The following is an 18,428-nucleotide window of genomic DNA, read 5'->3' as shown; positions in this document are numbered from 1 at the left end:
ACATACTGTTTCCAGACGGAAACAATCGGGCAAATCATCCGGACCTCGGAGACAGAACAAATGCAGGATCTGAACGATCTCGGGCTTTTTGCCGCCGTCGTGCGCAACAATGGCTTCAGCGCCGCCGCACGCGATCTCAATATACCCAAATCCAAGCTCAGCAAACATGTGGCCCGTCTCGAGGAGCAGCTCGGCGTGCGCCTTCTGGAGCGCTCGACCCGCAAGCTGCGTGTCACCGATATCGGCCGGGTTTTCTATGAACATTGCCAGGGGCTGCTCGACGGCGTCGCGGCCGCCGAAGCCGAAATCGCGGCGGTGCGGGCTGAACCTTCGGGCACAGTCAGGCTCGCCTGCCCGCTCGGCTTCACCCCGATGCTCGCGGATATCCTGCCGGCGTTTCACCGGCGTTATCCCGGCGTGCGGCTCCTGATCACCGCCACCAACCGGCGCATCGATCTGATCGAGGAACGGATTGATGTGGCGCTTCGCGCCCGCGGCCAGCTCGATACCGACAATCAGTTGATCATCCGCAAGTTCGGCGAGGTTCGTGAGCGGCTCGCCGCCAGCCCGACATTCCTTGCCCGCTCGGGCGACATCACCATCGACAACCTCAGCCAGCAGGCGACGCTGTCGATGAACGAACAACACCCGACCGACGTCTGGCGGCTCGTCTCAGCCGACGGAAACACGACGGAGATCTCCCATCGTCCGATCATCGGCTGCAGCGACTTCCTGATCCTCGAACGCGCCGCAATCGAAGGCATGGGCGTGGCACTGTTGCCGGACCATATCTGCGAACGCGCCTTCCGCGCTGGCGTACTCGTGCCGGTGCTGCCGGAATGGACCTCGAACGACGTCGTCGTCCACCTCGTCTTCCCGTCTCGCCAGGGCATGCTGCCGGCAACCCGGGCGCTGATCGACTATCTCGCCGAAAACCTTCTCAACGCCCTGCAGAAATGCCGGGAGGTTCCGATGCGCATGGCCCCCTCATTCGATATCTGACATCGCGAGGCAGTCCCGCTCAGCACCGGCAAATCATCAAGACATTGCCGTCGGGGTCGCGGATCTTGAACCATTGCTCGAATTGCACTGGCGTGACGATCTCGACACCGAGGGCGACCGCGTGACGATGTGCTGCAGCCACATCAAATGCGAATGCGGTTAAAGCTTCAAAAAATGGGCGATTTCAGCAGAGAAAGGCAGATGTGGTGCCCCCAGAGAGACTCGAACTCCCGACCTACTGATTACAAATCAGCCGCTCTACCAACTGAGCTATAAGGGCACTTACTTTGGTGGGAGTTACCATAATATCATCCGGTGTAAAGCAAAATTGCGAATTCTCCCAATTTTTCAGATGCGTTCGGCTTCTGGCCATGCCAGAAACGATGGACAGAGATCGCCGCAAGCGGCGCGCAACATATCGAGCGGACTAGAATTTCATGGCCCGAACGTTCAATTCCTTCGCCTTTCTCGCCTCGCCCGCGGAGGAGGCACAGAAGGCTGCGGCTGATCTCAAGGCGATCTATGGTGACAACGACCCGGCGAAGGCCGATGTGATCGTGGCGCTCGGCGGCGATGGCTTCATGCTGCAGACGCTGCACCAGACCATGAACAGCGGCAAGCTGGTCTACGGCATGAACCGCGGCTCCGTCGGCTTTCTGATGAACCGCTACAGCACCGAGAACCTGACGGACCGCATCTGCCAGGCAGTCGAAAACGCGTTCCATCCGCTGGAGATGCAGACGACCGACGTCTACGGCGAGAGCTTCACGGCGCTTGCGATCAACGAAGTCTACCTCTTCCGGCAGTCCTATCAGGCTGCAAAGCTTCGCGTCCTCATCGATGGGAAGACAAGGCTCGAGGAGCTGACCTGCGACGGCCTGCTGGTGGCGACACCAGCCGGTTCCACCGCCTACAATCTCTCCGCTCACGGCCCGATCCTGCCGCTCGAAGCACCGCTTCTGGCCATGACGCCGGTCAGTGCCTTCCGTCCACGCCGCTGGCGCGGCGCGCTCTTGCCGAACCATGTCACGGTCGAGATTGAGATCCTGGAAGCCGACAAGCGGCCGGTGAACGCCGTGGCGGACCATCAGGAAGTAAAGTCGGTGGTCAAGGTGCGGATCGCCGAATCGGAGAACATGACGGCGCGCATCCTCTCGGATCCCGATCATTCCTGGTCGGACCGCATCCTAGCCGAGCAATTTTCGAACTGAACGCACGTTCTCCGCGCGATATGTTATGATCCTCCATGGCTCGTTTTCCGACGGCTACTGCATGTTTCCTTTAATCGTACCCGATTAAAGGAAAAAACATGCAGCAATTCAAAGTGCTACAGCGACCTTTGCGCGTCTGATAAGACGCGCGGCGCTGTAGGAGCGAAGCAGCAGCGGAGCTGCGGTTTGAAAGGACGACAATCCCCAATGCGAAGATCCGCCCTCCTCGCGCTCCTCCTGTTCGTGAGCACCGCCGGCGCCAGGGCCGAGGACGCCAACGTCGTGCCGCCGCAGGCTACGTTTGTCACGAGCACCGGCTACTGGGAGGAAAGCGGAGCGCCGCTTTCATCACTCGACCCCAATGCGGCCGCCGAGAAGCAAAGCGACGCCCGCCGCGGTTACTACAAGTTGATCGCGCTTCGCCAGACGGATGGCACCGCACAGGTCCATCTGCAGCAGATCGAAGCGACGCCAGCCGGACCGGTGGTGGTTTCCTCGGCGGAGCTCGAAGAGTTCTCGGCGCTCAAGGCCTATGTCACCGACATTCGCCCGGAGACCTCAACCGGCGTCACCGCGCAGCCGGGCATGTTCGCGACCGTCTATCTGAAGACAGATCCGACCGCCCGCGAACCGGAGACCTGGACCGTGCTCATCGATGATCTCGGCGACATCAAGGTCGAGCGCGCCTCGAACTGAGCAAAAGAAAAGGCCGGATGCGAACACCCAGCCTTCTTCAATTCAAGAACTCTCGCAGCGATGCTTAGATCACTTCATTGTTTCATCGAAACACTGAAGTGATCTAAGTCTTTGAAAATACGCAATTCCGGACGGAAAACCGTTTCGCACTTTTCCTGGAATTGCTCTAGTTCAAATCGTCGACGGCTGCATCCGCGCCACCGCTGACACGGTGAGCAAGTGCCGCCTCCATGAACTCGTTGAGCTCGCCGTCGAGAACGTCGCCCGGTGCGGTGCTTTCGACGCCGGTGCGCAGATCCTTGACCAGCTGGTAGGGCTGCAGCACGTAGGAGCGGATCTGGTGGCCCCAGCCGATATCGGTCTTCGAAGCCGCTTCGGCATTGGCCGCCTCTTCGCGCTTCTTCAGCTCGGACTCGTAGAGACGGGCGCGCAGCATGTCCCAGGCCTTGGCCCGGTTCTTGTGCTGCGAACGTTCCTGCTGGCACTGCACGACAATGCCCGACGGCATGTGCGTGATGCGGACAGCCGAATCGGTGGTGTTGACGTGCTGGCCGCCGGCGCCCGACGAGCGATAGGTGTCGATGCGGCAGTCGCTCTCGTTGATGTCGATCTGGATCGAGTCATCGACAACGGGGTAGACCCAGATGGACGAGAACGACGTGTGGCGGCGCGCGTTGCTGTCATAGGGGGAGATGCGCACCAGGCGGTGCACGCCCGATTCGGTCTTCAGCCAGCCATAGGCGTTGTGGCCCTTGACGAGCAAAGTGGCGGATTTGATGCCAGCCTCTTCGCCGTCCTGAATTTCCATCAGTTCGACCTTGTATCCCTGGCGCTCGGACCAGCGGGTGTACATGCGCAACAGCATGTTGGCCCAGTCCTGGCTCTCGGTGCCGCCGGCGCCGGAATGCACTTCGAGATAGGTGTCGTTCTGATCGGCCTCGCCAGAAAGCATAGCCTCGACCTGCTTCTTGGCGGCTTCGTTGCGCAGTTCACGCAGCGCCTGTTCGGCATCCGCGATGATCGCCGCGTCGCCCTCTTCCTCACCGAGCTCGATGAGTTCGATGTTGTCGTTGAGCTGCTGCTCGAAGCGGCGCAAGCCATTGATGCCGTCGTCGAGCTGCTGGCGCTCGCGCATCAGCTTCTGTGCTTCCGAAGCATCGTTCCACAAGGTCGGATCTTCCGCCTTGTTGTTCAACCAGTCCAGTCGTCTTACCGCCTGATCCCAGTCAAAGATGCCTCCTCAGCAGGCTTATGGCCTGCTTGATTTCGTCGACAATGTTCTCGATTTCGCTGCGCATGATCCTGCTTCTTGTGAACCCGATATGAAGGTGAGCGTCAAATAGCGATGCCCGCCGCTGATGTAAAGGCGGCGGGCATCGCGAGAGGGGAAAGGCTCAGAACAGACCGTTGGAGCCCGAGGTCACCGCCTGGTTCGCCTGCGGCGAATTCTTCAGGATCTCTTCCGGCGGCACGTATTGATCGAGCCCGCCGATGACCGAGAAGGTGTCGGCCGGGCCGGTGCCGGGCTTGAAGGCCTCGATGATCGTGTCCGGCTCACCCTCTTGGGCGGCCATGCCGGTCTTGCGGTTGACGGCGACCATGTTCATGCCCTCGGGCACAACGAACTTGCTCGGGCGGGTGTCCTTGACGGCTTCCTGCATGAAGTCGTTGAAGATCGGCACTGCGAGGCTGCCGCCGGTGGCACCGCGGCCGAGCGGGGCCGGATTGTCGAAGCCGAGGTAGAGGCCGGCAACCATGTCGGGCGTATAGCCGACGAACCAGGCGTCCTTTTCGTCATTGGTCGTGCCGGTCTTGCCGGCAACGGGACGATCGAGCTGGATCTTGCCGGCGGCCGTGCCGCGCAGCACCACGCCCTCCATCATCGACGTGATCTGATAGGAGGTCATGGGGTCGAGCACCTGCTCGCGATTGTCGGTCAGGACAGGTTCTTCCTGGCTCTGCCAATCGCCCGCATTGCAGTTGTCGCAGGTGCGATCCTCATGCCGGAAGATCGTCTTGCCGTAGCGGTCCTGAATACGGTCGATCAGCGACGGCTTGATCTGCTTGCCGCCGTTGGCGAGCACCGAATAGGCCGAGACCATGCGCAGAACCGTCGTTTCGCCGGAGCCCAGCGACATCGCGAGCAGCGGCGGCATCTTGTCGTAGATGCCGAAGCGTTCGGCATATTCGGCGACCAGGTTCATGCCCATGTCGTTGGCAAGGCGAACCGTCATCAGGTTGCGCGACTTCTCGATGCCGAGGCGCAGCGTCGACGGACCGGCCGAGCCGCCGCCATAGTTTTCAGGACGCCAGACCTGACCGCCCGCAACGATTTCGATCGGGGCGTCGAGAATGACCGATGCCGGCGTGTAGCCGTTGTCGAGTGCTGCGGCGTATACGAAGGGCTTGAAGGACGAACCCGGCTGGCGCATCGCCTGCGTCGCGCGGTTGAATTCCGACTGGCCATAGGAGAAGCCGCCGACCATCGCCAGAACACGGCCGGTCTTTGGGTCCATGGCGACCAGGCCGCCCTGCACCTTCGGCGGCTGACGCAGGCGATATTCGCCCTTTTCGGCGAGCGGCTCGACGTAGACGACATCGCCCGCACCGAAGACGCCTTCGGGTGACTTCGCCGACTTGCGGTCGCCAGTCGCGGAACGGTAGGCCCACTGCATGTTCTTCGCGGAGATGTGTCCGGTGACGCGCTCGGCCACGATCCTGCCTGAGGCTTCCTTCTCCGGCTGGATGCCGATCTCGGCGCCCTGCGCATCGACGGAGAGAACGACGGCGAGCTTCCACTCCGGCACATCGCTGAAGGCAACGACGGCACCAAGCGGCTCGCCCCAGTCGCCACCGATCTCGATCGACTTCACCGGACCATGGAAGCCGCGGCGCTCGTCGTAGGTCAGCAGCCCCGCCTGCAGCGCCTTGCGCGCCGCGATCTGCAGACGCGGATCGAGCGAGGTACGAACCGACAGGCCACCCTCATAGAGCGCGTTGTCGCCGTATTTCTGAATGATCTGCCGGCGGACTTCCTCGGCGAAGAAATCGGACGCGAAGAGATGCGCGCCGCCGCGGCGCGGGTTGACCCCGAGCGGCTGCTTCTTGGCTTCTTCGCCGTCGGCCTTGGTCACGTAGCCGTTCTCGACCATGCGGTCGATCACCCAGTTGCGGCGTTCGATGGCGGCTTCGGTCTTGCGGTACGGATGATAGTTGGCCGGTCCCTTCGGGAGCGCTGCGAGATAGGCGGTCTCGGCAATGGTAAGTTCGGTCACCGACTTGTCGAAATAGGTCAGCGCCGCACCGGCAATACCGTAAGAATTCAGGCCGAAGAAGATCTCGTTGAGATAGAGCTCGAGAATCCGGTCCTTGCTGTAGGCCTGCTCGATGCGGAACGAAAGGATTGCTTCCTTGACCTTGCGGTCGATCGTCTGGTCCGAGCTCAGCAGGAAGTTCTTTGCCACCTGCTGCGTGATCGTCGACGCGCCAACCGGGCGACGGCCGGAGCCGAAGTTCTGCAGGTTCACCGCGATAGCGCGGGCGAGACCGGTGATATCGACACCCGGATGCTGATAGAAATTCTTGTCTTCGGCCGAGATGAAGGCTGCCTTGACGCGATCAGGAATCGCCTGGATCGGCAGATAGAGACGCCGCTCGCGGGCGTATTCCGCCATCAGGGCGCCGTTGCCGGCATGAAAGCGAGTCGTTACAGGCGGCGAATATTTCGCCAGCACCTCGTAGTCAGGTAGATCCTTGGTGACGACGCCCAGATAAAGCGCCGCAGCTCCAGCCACGCCAAGCAGCAGAAACGCACCAATCCCGAAGAAATATCCAATCAGCCTGATCATCAGTCAGATACCGGTACCTTAATTATCGTTCAATTGCCGGACCGCCGAGCGACAGTCCATGCTCTGTCCCGCCGGCTTAATTGCGTCGGTCCGACCAAACTCTTCCGTCAGAAATCGTCTGGCATCGCAGCCACCCGCTAGTCCGGCTCCTCATATGGCGAGGAACCCCGGGCTTCAACTCGTTTCTCAACAAATCCGGGCGCAATTCCGGTTAGGTCCCGGAATGTGCGTAAAATAGGGCTGTTTCCGATTATCGCGTGCGCATCCAATTGAAAAGCATAACGCTGTTACCAAGGCGACACAAATCACTTCGTTCCCCGGCATGCCTTCAAACGTCAGCCGCCGCTGGCAACCGCCTGCTCGCGATAACGCTGAACCGCGACGGCAAGACGCTCCGAAACCTTCTTGCGCCATTCCGGATCCAGCAGCAACTTCTCATCCTCCTTGTTCGACAGGAAGCCCAGTTCCAGCAGGATCGACGGCACGTCGGGTGCCTGCAACACGCGGAACCCGGCGAAGCGGTGCGGGTTGTTGATGAGATTGATCTGGCCCTCGAAGGAGGAAACCACTGCACGCGCCATGTTGACGGAAAAGGCCTGCGTCTCGCGGCGGGTCAAATCGATCAGGATATCGGCGACCTCCGCCGGCTCGCTCTGAAGCGGTACGCCGGCGATTTCGTCCGAAAGGTTTTCGCGCGCGGCAAGGCTTGCGGCCAGATGGTCCGATGCCTTGTCGGAGATCGTATAGACAGTAGCGCCGCGGATGTCCTTCTGGCGGAGCGCATCGGCATGGAGCGAGATGAAAAGATTGGCGCCCTTGTTCCGGGCAATCTGCACACGCTGCGGCAGCGAGAGAAAAACATCCTTGTCGCGGGTGAGAAAAGCCTCAATCCCGGCACCCTTGTTCAGGGCCTCGACGAGATCCATGGCAAAGGCCAGCGTGACGTGTTTCTCTTCCGTCTTCGTCTCGGAGGCAAGCGCACCGGTGTCGATGCCGCCGTGGCCGGCATCGATCGCGATGATGAAGGGGCCGCCGTCCTTGGTGGGCGCAACGGCCACAGGTCTGTCGGTTTTCGTCGCGGCGACGGAACCGGTCCATTGCTGTTCGCCGAGAAGCGCATCGAAGCGCGTCTGGTCGACCCGTTCGGCGTCGAGGACCAGGCGGTAGCCCTTGCCCCCCTCCTCCGCGATCACCTCCGCATGGGTTACCGCAACAGGTCCTTTCGCGGAAAGAACGATACGGGAATTGCCCGCGCCCATGCCGCCGTAGCGGATCGCGTCGAACAGGCCGCGCGGTTCGAGGCTCTCTGCCTTCAGGCCGAAGGCAGTTTCCGGCAAGTCGACGACAACGCGCACGGGATCGGCCACGTAATGAACGGAAAAGTCCGGCTTGCGGTCGAACTCGACGACGACACGGGTGCGCGCGTCGTCGCCGGCGATCCGCGCGCCAAAGGCGAGCAAGGGGCCCGGCTCGGCAGCATGGGCAGCCGGCACGCTCAAGAGGAGACCGCCGACGAGCACCGAAGCACCGAGCAAACGCCAACCCATCCGCGACATCAACGACAACAGCGAACCGCCCATACAAACCGCCAAAGGCTTCACCTTGGGCTCCCCACCACGTTCTCAGAAACCAGACGGCGGCCGATGCGGCCACCAAACGCATACCTTGATCAATGAACCCTTATGGTTAACCAAAGCTTGACAAAGGTCATCTTCCGCCTCGCACCGGCGCCATCGATTCATCATTTGCCGGCCTACTCCACGTGGACAAGCGAATCGATCATTATTGTGGCGGCACGGGCTTTTCCCTTGCCAATGTGACATAGAAAACATAAAAGCGTCACAAGGAGAAAGTGTTGACGGGATAGAACAGTCGACCGGGCAGCCGGAGCTTCTCCAAAGCTTGGCGCCAGGGAGTGGTCGAACCGGATCAACCGGTTAAACGCATCGCACTTCCGCGGTCGCAAGGTGTTCATCCGCCGTCGCTGCATTTCCTCCTCGTACACTGGATCGCAAATTTCCGGCGGTGGCCGGAGTTCTTGATGGTGATTTTTCACCAACGCCCGCAAGCGGGCGAATTCATTGGGTCTTCATGAGACCTTGGACATTGGCATTCTTGTTTGGTCATTGATGTTGACTCAGCAGTATCGGTCAGAAGTAGAGCGGCCCCGGGACACAGGTGTTCCGGCTGTCGTCTGGCTGCTGCACCATCGCCTGCACCAAACAGGAACTTTCATATCCGGCGCACCTTCCGACGTGTTTGGCAGTCTTCCCAAGGAAGCAGGTCTGTCTCCCGTTCCGCTGGTGCGCCGAGGAGCACAGCTTAGATGGCAGAGAAAATGCTTATCGATGCGTCTCACTCCGAGGAGACGCGCGTCGTTGTCGTACGCGGAAACCGCATAGAAGAGTTCGACTTCGAGTCGGAACATAAGAAGCAAATCCGCGGCAATATCTATCTGGCGAAGGTCACCAGAGTGGAGCCTTCGCTGCAGGCCGCCTTCGTCGACTACGGCGGTAACCGCCACGGATTTCTGGCCTTTGCCGAAATTCACCCCGACTACTACCAGATCCCACTTGCCGACCGTCAGGCACTGCTGAAGGCCGAAGCCGAAGAAGCGCGACGCGACGACGACATTGAACATGTCGAAACCGCACCGGCGCCAGCAAGCGAACTTTCCGTTCCCGTCGACCTCGAGGTCGTAGCGGAGACCGAAGTCGAGGCGCAGCCGGCAGAAGCCGTCGCCGCCGAACCGGTGGTCGAAGAGGAAGTGCCGGCCGAAAAGCCCAAGGCAAAGCCGAAGCGCACCCGCAAGACCAAGGCCAAGGCTGCAGAAGAAGCAGCTGCCGCTTCCGTCGATGGTGACGAAAGCAACGGCGGCGAAATGGCCGCGATGGTCGATACCGACGCGATCTCCGAAGACGTCGACAGCCGCCGTCGCCATGACGACGACGATGATGATGACGACAGCCACGATGGCGAAAAGGAAATCATCGAATCCGTCGGCGCCGAAGACGCCATGGAAGAGGTTCCGGATCGCCAGATCCGCAAGCCGCGCAAGCAGTACCGTATCCAGGAAGTCATCAAGCGTCGCCAGATCCTGCTCGTCCAGGTTGCCAAGGAAGAGCGCGGCAATAAGGGCGCGGCGCTGACGACCTACCTGTCGCTGGCCGGCCGCTACTCTGTCCTGATGCCGAACACGGCACGCGGCGGCGGCATCTCCCGCAAGATCACCAACCTGCAGGACCGCAAGCGCCTGAAGGAAATCGCGCGCGGCCTCGAAGTGCCGCAGGGCATGGGCGTCATCCTGCGCACCGCCGGTGCGAACCGCACCAAGGTCGAGATCAAGCGCGACTTCGAATACCTGATGCGCCTGTGGGAAAACGTCCGCACGCTGACGCTGAACTCCACGGCCCCCTGCCTCGTCTATGAGGAAGGCAGCCTGATCAAGCGCTCGATCCGCGATCTCTATAACAAGGATATCGGCGAGATCATCGTTTCCGGCGAGGAAGGTTACAAGGAAGCCAAGGGCTTCATGAAGATGCTGATGCCGAGCCACGCTAAAGTGGTTCAGCCCTATCGCGACGTGCATCCGATCTTCTCGCGCTCCGGTATCGAAGCGCAGCTCGACCGCATGCTGCAGCCGCAGGTGACGTTGAAGTCCGGTGGCTACATCATTATCAATCAGACCGAAGCGCTGGTTTCGATTGACGTCAACTCCGGTCGTTCGACGCGCGAGCACTCGATCGAAGACACGGCGCTGCAGACGAACCTGGAGGCTGCCGAAGAAGTGGCGCGCCAGCTGCGCCTGCGCGACCTTGCCGGCCTCGTCGTCATCGACTTCATCGACATGGAGGAAAAGCGCAACAACCGCGCCGTCGAGAAGAAGCTGAAGGACTGCCTGAAGAACGATCGCGCCCGCATCCAAGTCGGACGCATCTCGCATTTCGGCCTGCTCGAAATGTCGCGCCAGCGCATTCGCGCCTCGGTGCTCGAATCGACGATGCAGACCTGCCCGCACTGCAACGGCACGGGTCATGTTCGCTCGCAGTCCTCCGTCGCCCTGCACGTGCTGCGCGGCATCGAAGAACATCTGCTCAAGAACACTACGCACGACATCACCGTGCGCACGATCCCCGATATCGCGCTCTATCTGCTTAACCAGAAGCGCGGCACGATCATGGATTACGAAGCCCGCTTCGGCGTCTCGATCATCATCGAGGCGGACGCTCATGTCGGCGCACAGCACTTCGCGATCGATCGCGGCGAACCGGTCGAAAACCCGGTCAAGATCGAGCAGCTCCTGCACTTCCAGCCAGAGCCGGAAGAAGAAGAAGACGTCGTGATCGAAGAGGATCTCGACGAAGAAGAAGCCGGAGAAGTCGTCAGCGAGCCGCGCCAGGAGCAGCCGAAGGCTGCCCAGTCCTCCGATGACCAGGGTGGACGCAAGCGCAAGCGCCGTCGCCGCCGTCGCGGCAAGGGTGGCCAGCCGGCCGAAGGTGCCGTCAATCAAGCGTCCGAAGCGGCAGGCGATGTCGATGACGACGCCGACGAAGGGGATGCGGACGACGAGGGCGTCGATGCCGAGGCCACAACCGCTGACGGAGACCAGAAGCGCAAGCGCCGCCGCCGCGGCAAGCGCGGTGGCCGCCGCAACCGTCCGGAGGGCGAAGGTGAAGGCGAGGGCCAGATTGAGGCCGCTGCCGAAGGTGATGACTCCGACGAGCCCGAAGCCGTAAACGCGCCGGCCGTCGCCGCAGAGATCGAAGTGGCCGTCGCCGTCGAGGAAACCGCGGCAGTCGTCGCGGAAGCCGAGGCCGTCGAGGCCAAGCCGGCCAAGCCGAAGCGGACCCGCAAGAAGGCCGTAAAGGTCGAAGAACCGGTCGCGACCGTCGATGAAGTCGCCCAGGCGGTTATCGAAGACCAGCCGGCAGGCGTCGACGTCGCCGCCGAGGCGGTGGAAGAAGCTGCGGCCGACCTCGCGGAAACCAAGCCGGCGCGCGCGAACCGCGACCTTTCGAAGATCGCCTCGGAGCCTGTCGTGACCTCGAGCTCTCCGAAGGCCGAAGGCGAAGAAGAAGACCCGACCAAGCCCAAGAAGGGCGGCTGGTGGCAGCGCCGCGGCTTCTTCTAAGAAGTCGCTTCTGGTCCCGGCTCGAAGCCGAACCGGGATCCTGACGCTGAAGCGTTGGACGCGAAAGATCATAAATAGAAAGGCCCGGATCGCTCCGGGCCTTTTCTTTTACAAATGATGGTCACAGCAGACGAGGCGTCTTCGCTCCCCTGCCCGTCCAGTCGGGCAATCAGGCAAGCCAGCGCGCGATCCGGTCCATTGCCTCGACCATGTCAGCCTCTGCGCCGGCATAGGAAAAGCGCATGGTGCGATGCCCTTCCAAGGGATCGAAATCGAATCCCGGTGTTGCCGCGACATTGATCTCGGCGAGCATCCGCCGGGCAAAGGCCATGCTGTCATTGGTAAAGCGGCTGACATCCGCATAGGCATAGAAGGCACCGTCCATCGGCGAGGCGATCGAGAAGCCGATCTCCGGCAGGCGCTTCAGCAACATGTCCCGATTGACCGCATAGGCGGCCTTGTAGCGGTCGAGTTCCTCGTGCGCGTCGAGCGCCGCTTCAGCGGCGATCTGCGACAGTTCCGGCGGCGAAATATAAAGGCTCTGGGCGATGCGCTCGAAGCCCCGCACCTTGTCGGCGGGCAACACCATCCAACCGATGCGCCAGCCGGTCATGCAGTAATATTTCGAGAAGGAGTTGATGACGATCACTTCGTCGGTAACCTCCAGCGCGCTCGCCTCTTCGCCGGCAAAGGTCAGCCCGTGATAGATCTCGTCCGAAATGAAGGCGATCTTTTCCGCACGGCAATAGTCGGCCAGCGCTTTGAGGCCGGCCCTCCCCGTCACGGTGCCGGTCGGGTTCGCCGGGCTTGCCAGCAACACGCCCTTCAGCGGCCGACCGACCTTTGCAGCGGCCCGCTTCAGGCTCTCCGGCGTCAGTGTGAAGCCGGTCTCGGCATTCGCCTCGACCTCGACCACCGTCAGGCCGAGAGCGGCGAGGATGTTGCGGTAGGCCGGATAGCCGGGCCTCGCGATGGCGACGCAATCGCCAGGATCAAAGAGCGCAAGGAAGGCGAGATTGAAGCCGGCGGACGATCCCGTGGTGACTGCCACCCGCTGCGGATCGAGCGCGATACCGTGGCGCTTCTCGTAGTGGCGGGCGATCGCGGTTCGCAGCGACAGAGTGCCGAGTGCGTCGGTATAGCCAAGGCGCCCATGTTGGAGTGCGTTGCGCGCAGCTTCGAGAGCCGCCTGCGGCGCCGGGTGGGCAGGCTGCCCGACGGCCATCGAGATCACCGGGTGGCCGGCATCACGGCGGCGGGTCGCCTCCGCCAGCACATCCATCGCGTGAAAAGGTTCGACGGCGCTGCGTTTTGACAAGTCTACCAACGGAAAATCCTCGATAAGCGGCTGTTCTCCAGCCCCTTTGCCCGATGAAATTGACCTTCACAAGTCCGCGAGTGCCGTATTTCCGCCGATTTTGCCGTTTCGTTTCCGCGGCACCCACCCTATGCTGCCAGCATATTGCGGATACGAGGATTCCTGTTGTCTTTCAGAACTGCCGGTTGACGTGACGACGGGGGATGAACGACACACAGGACACGCAAGGACAACGAGGTAGAAATGAATTTCAGCACCAAGATGATTGCCGCCGGGACGCTCGCAGCGCTCGTGGCCGGGGTCAGCCTGCCGCAAAGCGCGTTTGCGCTCGATGCGAAGCAGAAGGAAGAGATCGGCGCCTTCATCAAGGAGTACCTGATCGCCAATCCGGAGATCATGCTTGAAGTCCAGGAGGCGCTGACGACGAAGCAGCGCGCCAAACAGCAGGAAGCGGCTGAGAGCGCGATCACCGAGAACAAGAAGGCGATCTTCAACTCCGACCATGACATGGTCCTTGGCAATCCCAAGGGCGACGTCACCATCGTCGAGTTCTATGACTACAATTGCGGCTATTGCAAACGCGCCCTCTCCGACATGGATGACATCCTTGCCAAGGACAAGAACGTCCGTTTCGTGCTGAAGGAACTCCCGATCCTCGGTCCGGATTCGCTTGCCGCCCATAAGGTGAGCGCCGCGTTCCGCCTGGTCGCTCCGGAAAAGTACGGCGACTTCCACCGCGCCCTGCTCGGCGGCGAAGATCGCGCCACGGAAGAGACCGCAATTGCGGTTGCCGCAAAGCTTGGCGTCTCCGAGAAGGACCTGCGCGCCAAGATGGAAAAGGAGCCGCATGATGCGGCCGTGCGCGAGGCCTATGGGCTTGCCAACGACCTCGGCATCACCGGCACGCCCTCCTACGTCATCGGCAACGAAGCGGTCTTTGGGGCCGTCGGCGCCGAAGAGATTGAGGGCAAGGTCTCCAATATGCGCGAATGCGGCAAGACGGCCTGCTGACAAACCTTCCCATGACTGTGGACAAATCCCGCGGGGGCCCAAAGGGCTTTTCCTCGCGGGACCATCAGTCTATAGGTAACCCTCCATCACCGGACCGGAATCCCTTATGCCATCGACCATTTTCGTGCTGAACGGCCCCAACCTGAATGCGCTGGGCAAGCGCGAACCGGGTATTTATGGCGGCCAGACGCTCGCCGATATCGAGGCCATGTGCAAGGCGGAGGGCAAGACGCTCGGCTTCGAGATCGATTTCCGCCAATCGAACCACGAGGGTACGCTGGTCGACTGGCTGCATGAAGCCGGCAGCGTCGCCGCCGGCGTGGCGATCAATCCGGCGGCATACGGCCATACGTCGATCGCGCTTCACGACGCCATCCGCGCCATCGGCATTCCAGTCGTCGAACTCCACCTCTCGAACATCCATGCGCGCGAGGAATTCCGTCACAAGTCGATGATCGCGCCGGCTGTCAAAGGCGTCATCTGCGGCTTCGGTGCCCAGAGTTACATTCTTGCGCTGCATGCGCTAAAGAACCTGACACATCCGTCGAAATAAAAAGAACACAAGAGGCTCATATTCCATGGCTGACAAGAAACCAGGTATCGACCAGGCGCTGATCCGCGATCTCGCCAACATTCTCAAGGACACCGATCTGACCGAGATCGAAGTCGAGCAGGACGACTTGCGCATTCGCGTCTCGCGCAACGGCACGCCGGTTGCAATGCCGATGGCAATGCCGCAAATGGCTGGCTACCAGTTCCCTGCTGCAGCCGCAGCGGTTGCCCCGGCGAATGCCGTCGCCGCTCCCGCCGCCGAGAGCGCCCGCGCATCGAAGAACGCCGTGACCGCACCGATGGTCGGCACCGCCTATCTTTCTCCGGCACCGGGCGCCCGCCCCTTCGTTGAAGTCGGCGCCACCGTCAAGGAAGGCCAGACGATCCTGATCATCGAAGCCATGAAGACGATGAACCAGATCCCGGCTCCGCGCTCGGGCAAGGTCACCGAGATCTTCGTCCAGGACGCAGCCCCCGTCGAATATGGCGAACCGCTGATCGTAATCGAATAAGGCGGCGCGGCGATGATCTCGAAAATTCTAATTGCCAATCGCGGCGAAATCGCCCTTCGCGTGCTCAGAGCCTGCAAGGAGCTCGGCATTGCTACGGTTGCCGTTCATTCCACGGCCGACGCTGACGCCATGCATGTGCGCCTCGCCGACGAGAGCGTCTGCATCGGCCCGCCGCCTTCGCGCGATAGCTATCTGAACATTCACCAGATCGTCGCTGCCTGCGAAATCACCGGCGCCGATGCCGTGCACCCGGGCTACGGCTTCCTGTCGGAAAACGCCAAGTTCGCCGAAATCCTGGAAGCGCACGACATCACATTCATCGGCCCGACGGCGGAGCACATCCGCATCATGGGTGACAAGATCACCGCCAAGAAGACGGCGCAGGAGCTTGGCATCCCGGTCGTTCCGGGTTCCGATGGCGAAGTAAAGCCGGAAAACGCGCTCGAAGTCGCCCGCAAGATCGGCTTCCCGGTGCTGATCAAGGCAACCGCAGGCGGCGGTGGCCGTGGCATGAAGGTCGCTCGCTCCGAGGCTGACCTCGAAGAAGCCGTCTCGACTGCCCGTGCCGAAGCGCTTGCTGCCTTCGGCAACGACGCCGTCTATATGGAAAAGTACCTCGGCAAGCCGCGCCACATCGAGATCCAGATCGTTGGCGATGGTGCCGGCAACGCGGTGCACCTCGGCGAACGCGATTGCTCGCTGCAGCGTCGTCACCAGAAGGTTTGGGAAGAAGCCAACTCCCCAGCCCTCAATGTCGATCAGCGCATGAAGATCGGCCAGATCTGCGCCGACGCGATGAAGAAGCTGAAGTACCGCGGCGCCGGCACGATCGAGTTCCTCTACGAAAACGGCGAGTTCTATTTCATCGAAATGAACACCCGTCTGCAGGTCGAGCATCCGATCACCGAAGCGATCACCGGCATCGACCTCGTGCATGAGCAGATCCGCGTCGCTTCCGGCGGTGGCCTCTCGGTCAAGCAGGAAGACATCGTGTTCTCCGGACACGCCATCGAGTGCCGCATCAACGCCGAGGATCCGCGCACCTTCGTCCCCTCCCCGGGCACGATCACGCATTTCCATGCTCCGGGCGGTCTTGGCGTACGTGTCGATTCGGGCGCCTATCAGGGCTACCGCATCCCGCCCTACTACGACAGCCTGATCGGCAAGCTGATCGTGCACGGGCGTACCCGCGTCGAATGCATGATGCGTCTGCGCCGTGTGCTTGATGAATTTGTCATCGATGGCATCAAGACCACGCTTCCGTTGTTCCAGGACCTGATCAATAATCAGGATATTGCCAACGGCGACTACGATATCCATTGGCTGGAAAAGCATCTGGCCGCCACGTCCGAGTAAGGACCGTACATTGAAAGGGACGCGCAGCAAGCAGCCCGACATTACACCGGACATGCTGCTGCGCGCCTATTCGATCGGCCTGTTCCCGATGGCCGATTCGGCCGATGACCCCGAGCTTTTCTGGGTCGAGCCCGAAATTCGCGGCGTTATCCCGCTCACGGACTTTCACGTCTCCCGCAGCCTCGCCAAGACGATCCGCCGAAAACCCTTCGACATCCGCTTCAACACCGCCTTCGAAGCAGTGATGGAAGGCTGCGCCGCCCCGGCCCCTGACCGCCCGACGACCTGGATCAACAACAAGATCCGCACCCTCTACGCAACGCTGCACACGATGGGTTACGCCCACAGCGTCGAGGCCTGGGAAGACGACCTGTTGGTCGGCGGCCTCTACGGTGTCTCGCTCGGCTCGGCATTTTTCGGCGAAAGCATGTTTTCAAGGCGCACCGATGCCTCAAAGATCTGCCTTGTGCATCTGGTGCAGCGCCTGCGTGCCCGAGGCTTCGAGCTGCTGGACACCCAGTTCACGACCGAGCATCTGAAATCCTTCGGTGCGGTCGACGTGCCGAAAGCCGAGTACGAGATCATGCTTGGCAACGCGATGAACTCGCCAGACCTTTCCTTCTAGAGCGCCGTGCGTTCAAGTGAACGCACAAAGGACGCTCTAGAATTTTGAATCTGGAGCATCCTTCCGCTTCCAATAATTCCACCTGAGAGCGGGATGCTCTACATACTCTTCGTTGGATATCTCCACCTGGAGATGTACTTCGTTCATATGTTCATCCACACTTCGACCGTTTTCGAGGGCACATGGATGAACAAGTTTATATTGGCATTGTCGGTTTTCATGGCTTCCAGCGCCATTGCGGAAGCAAAGTCATATCGCGAGATGTTCGGCAGCGAACCGAACCTGTCGCCTGAATACTCGGCCATCGTCGGATCGCTTGATTTCAAGCAGGGCAAGGTCTCACTGCCCGCCGCCCAGGCACAGCTCGATATTCCAGTGGAGTTCTATTTCCTGGATCCTGCCGACACGAAGAAGGTCCTTGTCGACCTGTGGGGCAATCCTCCGGGCTCTGCCGAGGGTCATCTCGGCATGGTGTTTCCCGCCAAGTATGCGCCTGACGCCGACAAAGCCTGGGGATCGGTCATCGATTACCTGAAGGACGGTTACGTCTCGGATGCGGATGCGCTGACCACCGATTTTACCGAACTGCTGGCACAGCTGAAGGAAGCGTCCGCCGAAAACAACATCGAGCGCGAGAAGCAGGGCTACGATCCAATCACGCTGGTCGGCTGGGCCTCCCCTCCTCATTACGATCTGGCTACGCATACGATGCACTGGGCACGCGACCTGATCTTCGGCAAGGATCCGAACGCGCCCCACACCCTGAACTACTCTGTCCGCATCCTCAGCAGAGAAGGCGTGCTGCAGATGAACTTCGTTTCGGGGCTGGAGCAGCTCGACGAGATCAAATCCGGACTGCCGGGTGTTACCGGCATGGTGCAGTTCGATGCCGGGCAGGCTTACGCGGATTTTAAGGAGGGCGATGCTGTCGCGGCCTATGGCATGGCGGGCCTTATTGCCGCCGGCGCCGGCGCCAAGGTCGCCGCCAAGGCCGGCTTGCTTGCCGTTGCGCTGGCCTTCCTGAAAAAGGGCGGCGTGCTGATCGTGATTGCAGGCGCTGCGGCTATGCGTTTCTTCAAGGGTCTGTTCGGCCGCAAGGTACCGCCGAGCGCATAGCGCCAAGGTGATGAGGGTAGCTGGATTACGGGTAGGCTGCCGCTTTTATG

General features: G+C 61.1%; 14 protein-coding genes and 1 tRNA gene. 10 read left to right on the top strand and 5 right to left on the bottom strand.

Annotation, left to right across the window (positions count from 1 at the left end):
- Positions 1-60: 60 nt before the first annotated feature.
- A complete protein-coding gene (locus tag V7S54_RS19205; protein WP_058321462.1) occupies positions 61-1,002 on the top strand; it encodes a LysR family transcriptional regulator in 942 nt (313 codons plus the stop codon).
- Between the two features lie 204 nt (positions 1,003-1,206).
- Here the strand turns inward: V7S54_RS19205 and V7S54_RS19200 are convergent.
- Positions 1,207-1,282, bottom strand: a tRNA-Thr gene (locus V7S54_RS19200).
- A 157-nt stretch (positions 1,283-1,439) separates the two neighbouring features.
- Between V7S54_RS19200 and V7S54_RS19195 the strand changes: the two genes are divergently transcribed.
- Positions 1,440-2,213 carry an NAD kinase gene (locus V7S54_RS19195; RefSeq protein ID WP_065374641.1) on the top strand — a complete coding sequence of 258 codons (774 nt, stop codon included), beginning with the start codon at positions 1,440-1,442 and terminating at the stop codon, positions 2,211-2,213.
- 207 nt (positions 2,214-2,420) lie between these two features.
- Positions 2,421-2,909, top strand: a complete 489-nt coding sequence (locus tag V7S54_RS19190) for a hypothetical protein (RefSeq protein WP_065374640.1) — start codon at positions 2,421-2,423, stop codon at positions 2,907-2,909.
- Between the two features lie 166 nt (positions 2,910-3,075).
- On the opposite strand, the gene prfB is transcribed toward V7S54_RS19190, so the two are convergent.
- The 3 genes from prfB to V7S54_RS19175 all read right to left on the bottom strand — a co-directional run bounded on the left by prfB (position 3,076) and on the right by V7S54_RS19175 (position 8,304).
- Positions 3,076-4,207, bottom strand: a protein-coding gene (gene prfB / locus V7S54_RS19185) for a peptide chain release factor 2 (RefSeq protein WP_141679406.1) whose coding sequence is annotated in 2 segments (ribosomal slippage) — positions 3,076-4,137 and positions 4,139-4,207 — 1,131 coding nt in all. Because the reading frame shifts where the segments join, the coding sequence is not laid out codon by codon here.
- Between the two features lie 96 nt (positions 4,208-4,303).
- The gene (locus V7S54_RS19180; RefSeq protein WP_336408674.1) at positions 4,304-6,757 is read right to left on the bottom strand and encodes a penicillin-binding protein 1A; all 2,454 of its coding nucleotides are present in this window, start codon (positions 6,755-6,757) and stop codon (positions 4,304-4,306) included.
- 335 nt (positions 6,758-7,092) lie between these two features.
- Positions 7,093-8,304: an N-acetylmuramoyl-L-alanine amidase gene (locus V7S54_RS19175; protein ID WP_234793023.1), complete on the bottom strand. Its 1,212-nt coding sequence runs from the start codon at positions 8,302-8,304 to the stop codon at positions 7,093-7,095.
- 779 nt (positions 8,305-9,083) lie between these two features.
- On the opposite strand from V7S54_RS19175, the gene V7S54_RS19170 reads away from it, so the two are divergent.
- Positions 9,084-11,888 carry an Rne/Rng family ribonuclease gene (locus tag V7S54_RS19170; RefSeq protein ID WP_065374637.1) on the top strand — a complete coding sequence of 935 codons (2,805 nt, stop codon included), beginning with the start codon at positions 9,084-9,086 and terminating at the stop codon, positions 11,886-11,888.
- Between the two features lie 169 nt (positions 11,889-12,057).
- On the opposite strand, the gene V7S54_RS19165 is transcribed toward V7S54_RS19170, so the two are convergent.
- Entirely contained in the window at positions 12,058-13,215 is a 1,158-nt protein-coding gene (locus V7S54_RS19165) for a pyridoxal phosphate-dependent aminotransferase (protein WP_112995483.1), read from the bottom strand.
- Positions 13,216-13,449: 234 nt separating this feature from the next.
- Between V7S54_RS19165 and V7S54_RS19160 the strand changes: the two genes are divergently transcribed.
- The 6 genes from V7S54_RS19160 (at position 13,450) to V7S54_RS19135 (ending at position 18,378) form a co-directional block, all read left to right on the top strand.
- Complete coding sequence (locus V7S54_RS19160; protein WP_065374636.1) at positions 13,450-14,217, top strand: DsbA family protein; 768 nt, start codon at positions 13,450-13,452, stop codon at positions 14,215-14,217.
- 106 nt (positions 14,218-14,323) lie between these two features.
- Entirely contained in the window at positions 14,324-14,770 is a 447-nt protein-coding gene (gene aroQ / locus V7S54_RS19155; RefSeq protein ID WP_065374635.1) for a type II 3-dehydroquinate dehydratase, read from the top strand.
- Between the two features lie 25 nt (positions 14,771-14,795).
- Entirely contained in the window at positions 14,796-15,281 is a 486-nt protein-coding gene (gene accB / locus V7S54_RS19150) for an acetyl-CoA carboxylase biotin carboxyl carrier protein (RefSeq protein ID WP_065374634.1), read from the top strand.
- A gap of 12 nt (positions 15,282-15,293) precedes the next feature.
- A complete protein-coding gene (gene accC, locus V7S54_RS19145) occupies positions 15,294-16,637 on the top strand; it encodes an acetyl-CoA carboxylase biotin carboxylase subunit (protein WP_065374633.1) in 1,344 nt (447 codons plus the stop codon).
- Between the two features lie 10 nt (positions 16,638-16,647).
- The gene (aat, locus tag V7S54_RS19140) at positions 16,648-17,262 is read left to right on the top strand and encodes a leucyl/phenylalanyl-tRNA--protein transferase (protein WP_057252268.1); all 615 of its coding nucleotides are present in this window, start codon (positions 16,648-16,650) and stop codon (positions 17,260-17,262) included.
- A gap of 186 nt (positions 17,263-17,448) precedes the next feature.
- Complete coding sequence (locus V7S54_RS19135; RefSeq protein ID WP_065374661.1) at positions 17,449-18,378, top strand: DUF2167 domain-containing protein; 930 nt, start codon at positions 17,449-17,451, stop codon at positions 18,376-18,378.
- Positions 18,379-18,428: the final 50 nt, after the last annotated feature.

The organism is Ensifer sp. CCNWLY38 (assembly GCF_037120565.1).
GTDB lineage: Bacteria > Pseudomonadota > Alphaproteobacteria > Rhizobiales > Rhizobiaceae > Ensifer > Ensifer adhaerens_H.
This window is presented reverse-complemented; position numbering and strand designations above follow the sequence as displayed.

What these genes read in the sequence shown, in the direction of transcription:
- V7S54_RS19205 (WP_058321462.1), top strand. Translation starts at nt 61, where the DNA reads ATGCAGGATCTGAACGATCTCGGGCTTTTTGCCGCCGTCGTGCGCAAC.
- V7S54_RS19195 (WP_065374641.1), top strand. Translation starts at nt 1,440, where the DNA reads ATGGCCCGAACGTTCAATTCCTTCGCCTTTCTCGCCTCGCCCGCGGAG.
- V7S54_RS19190 (WP_065374640.1), top strand. Translation starts at nt 2,421, where the DNA reads ATGCGAAGATCCGCCCTCCTCGCGCTCCTCCTGTTCGTGAGCACCGCC.
- V7S54_RS19180 (WP_336408674.1), bottom strand. Translation starts at nt 6,757, where the DNA reads ATGATCAGGCTGATTGGATATTTCTTCGGGATTGGTGCGTTTCTGCTG.
- V7S54_RS19175 (WP_234793023.1), bottom strand. Translation starts at nt 8,304, where the DNA reads ATGGGTTGGCGTTTGCTCGGTGCTTCGGTGCTCGTCGGCGGTCTCCTC.
- V7S54_RS19170 (WP_065374637.1), top strand. Translation starts at nt 9,084, where the DNA reads ATGGCAGAGAAAATGCTTATCGATGCGTCTCACTCCGAGGAGACGCGC.
- V7S54_RS19160 (WP_065374636.1), top strand. Translation starts at nt 13,450, where the DNA reads ATGAATTTCAGCACCAAGATGATTGCCGCCGGGACGCTCGCAGCGCTC.
- aroQ (WP_065374635.1), top strand. Translation starts at nt 14,324, where the DNA reads ATGCCATCGACCATTTTCGTGCTGAACGGCCCCAACCTGAATGCGCTG.
- accB (WP_065374634.1), top strand. Translation starts at nt 14,796, where the DNA reads ATGGCTGACAAGAAACCAGGTATCGACCAGGCGCTGATCCGCGATCTC.
- accC (WP_065374633.1), top strand. Translation starts at nt 15,294, where the DNA reads ATGATCTCGAAAATTCTAATTGCCAATCGCGGCGAAATCGCCCTTCGC.
- V7S54_RS19135 (WP_065374661.1), top strand. Translation starts at nt 17,449, where the DNA reads ATGAACAAGTTTATATTGGCATTGTCGGTTTTCATGGCTTCCAGCGCC.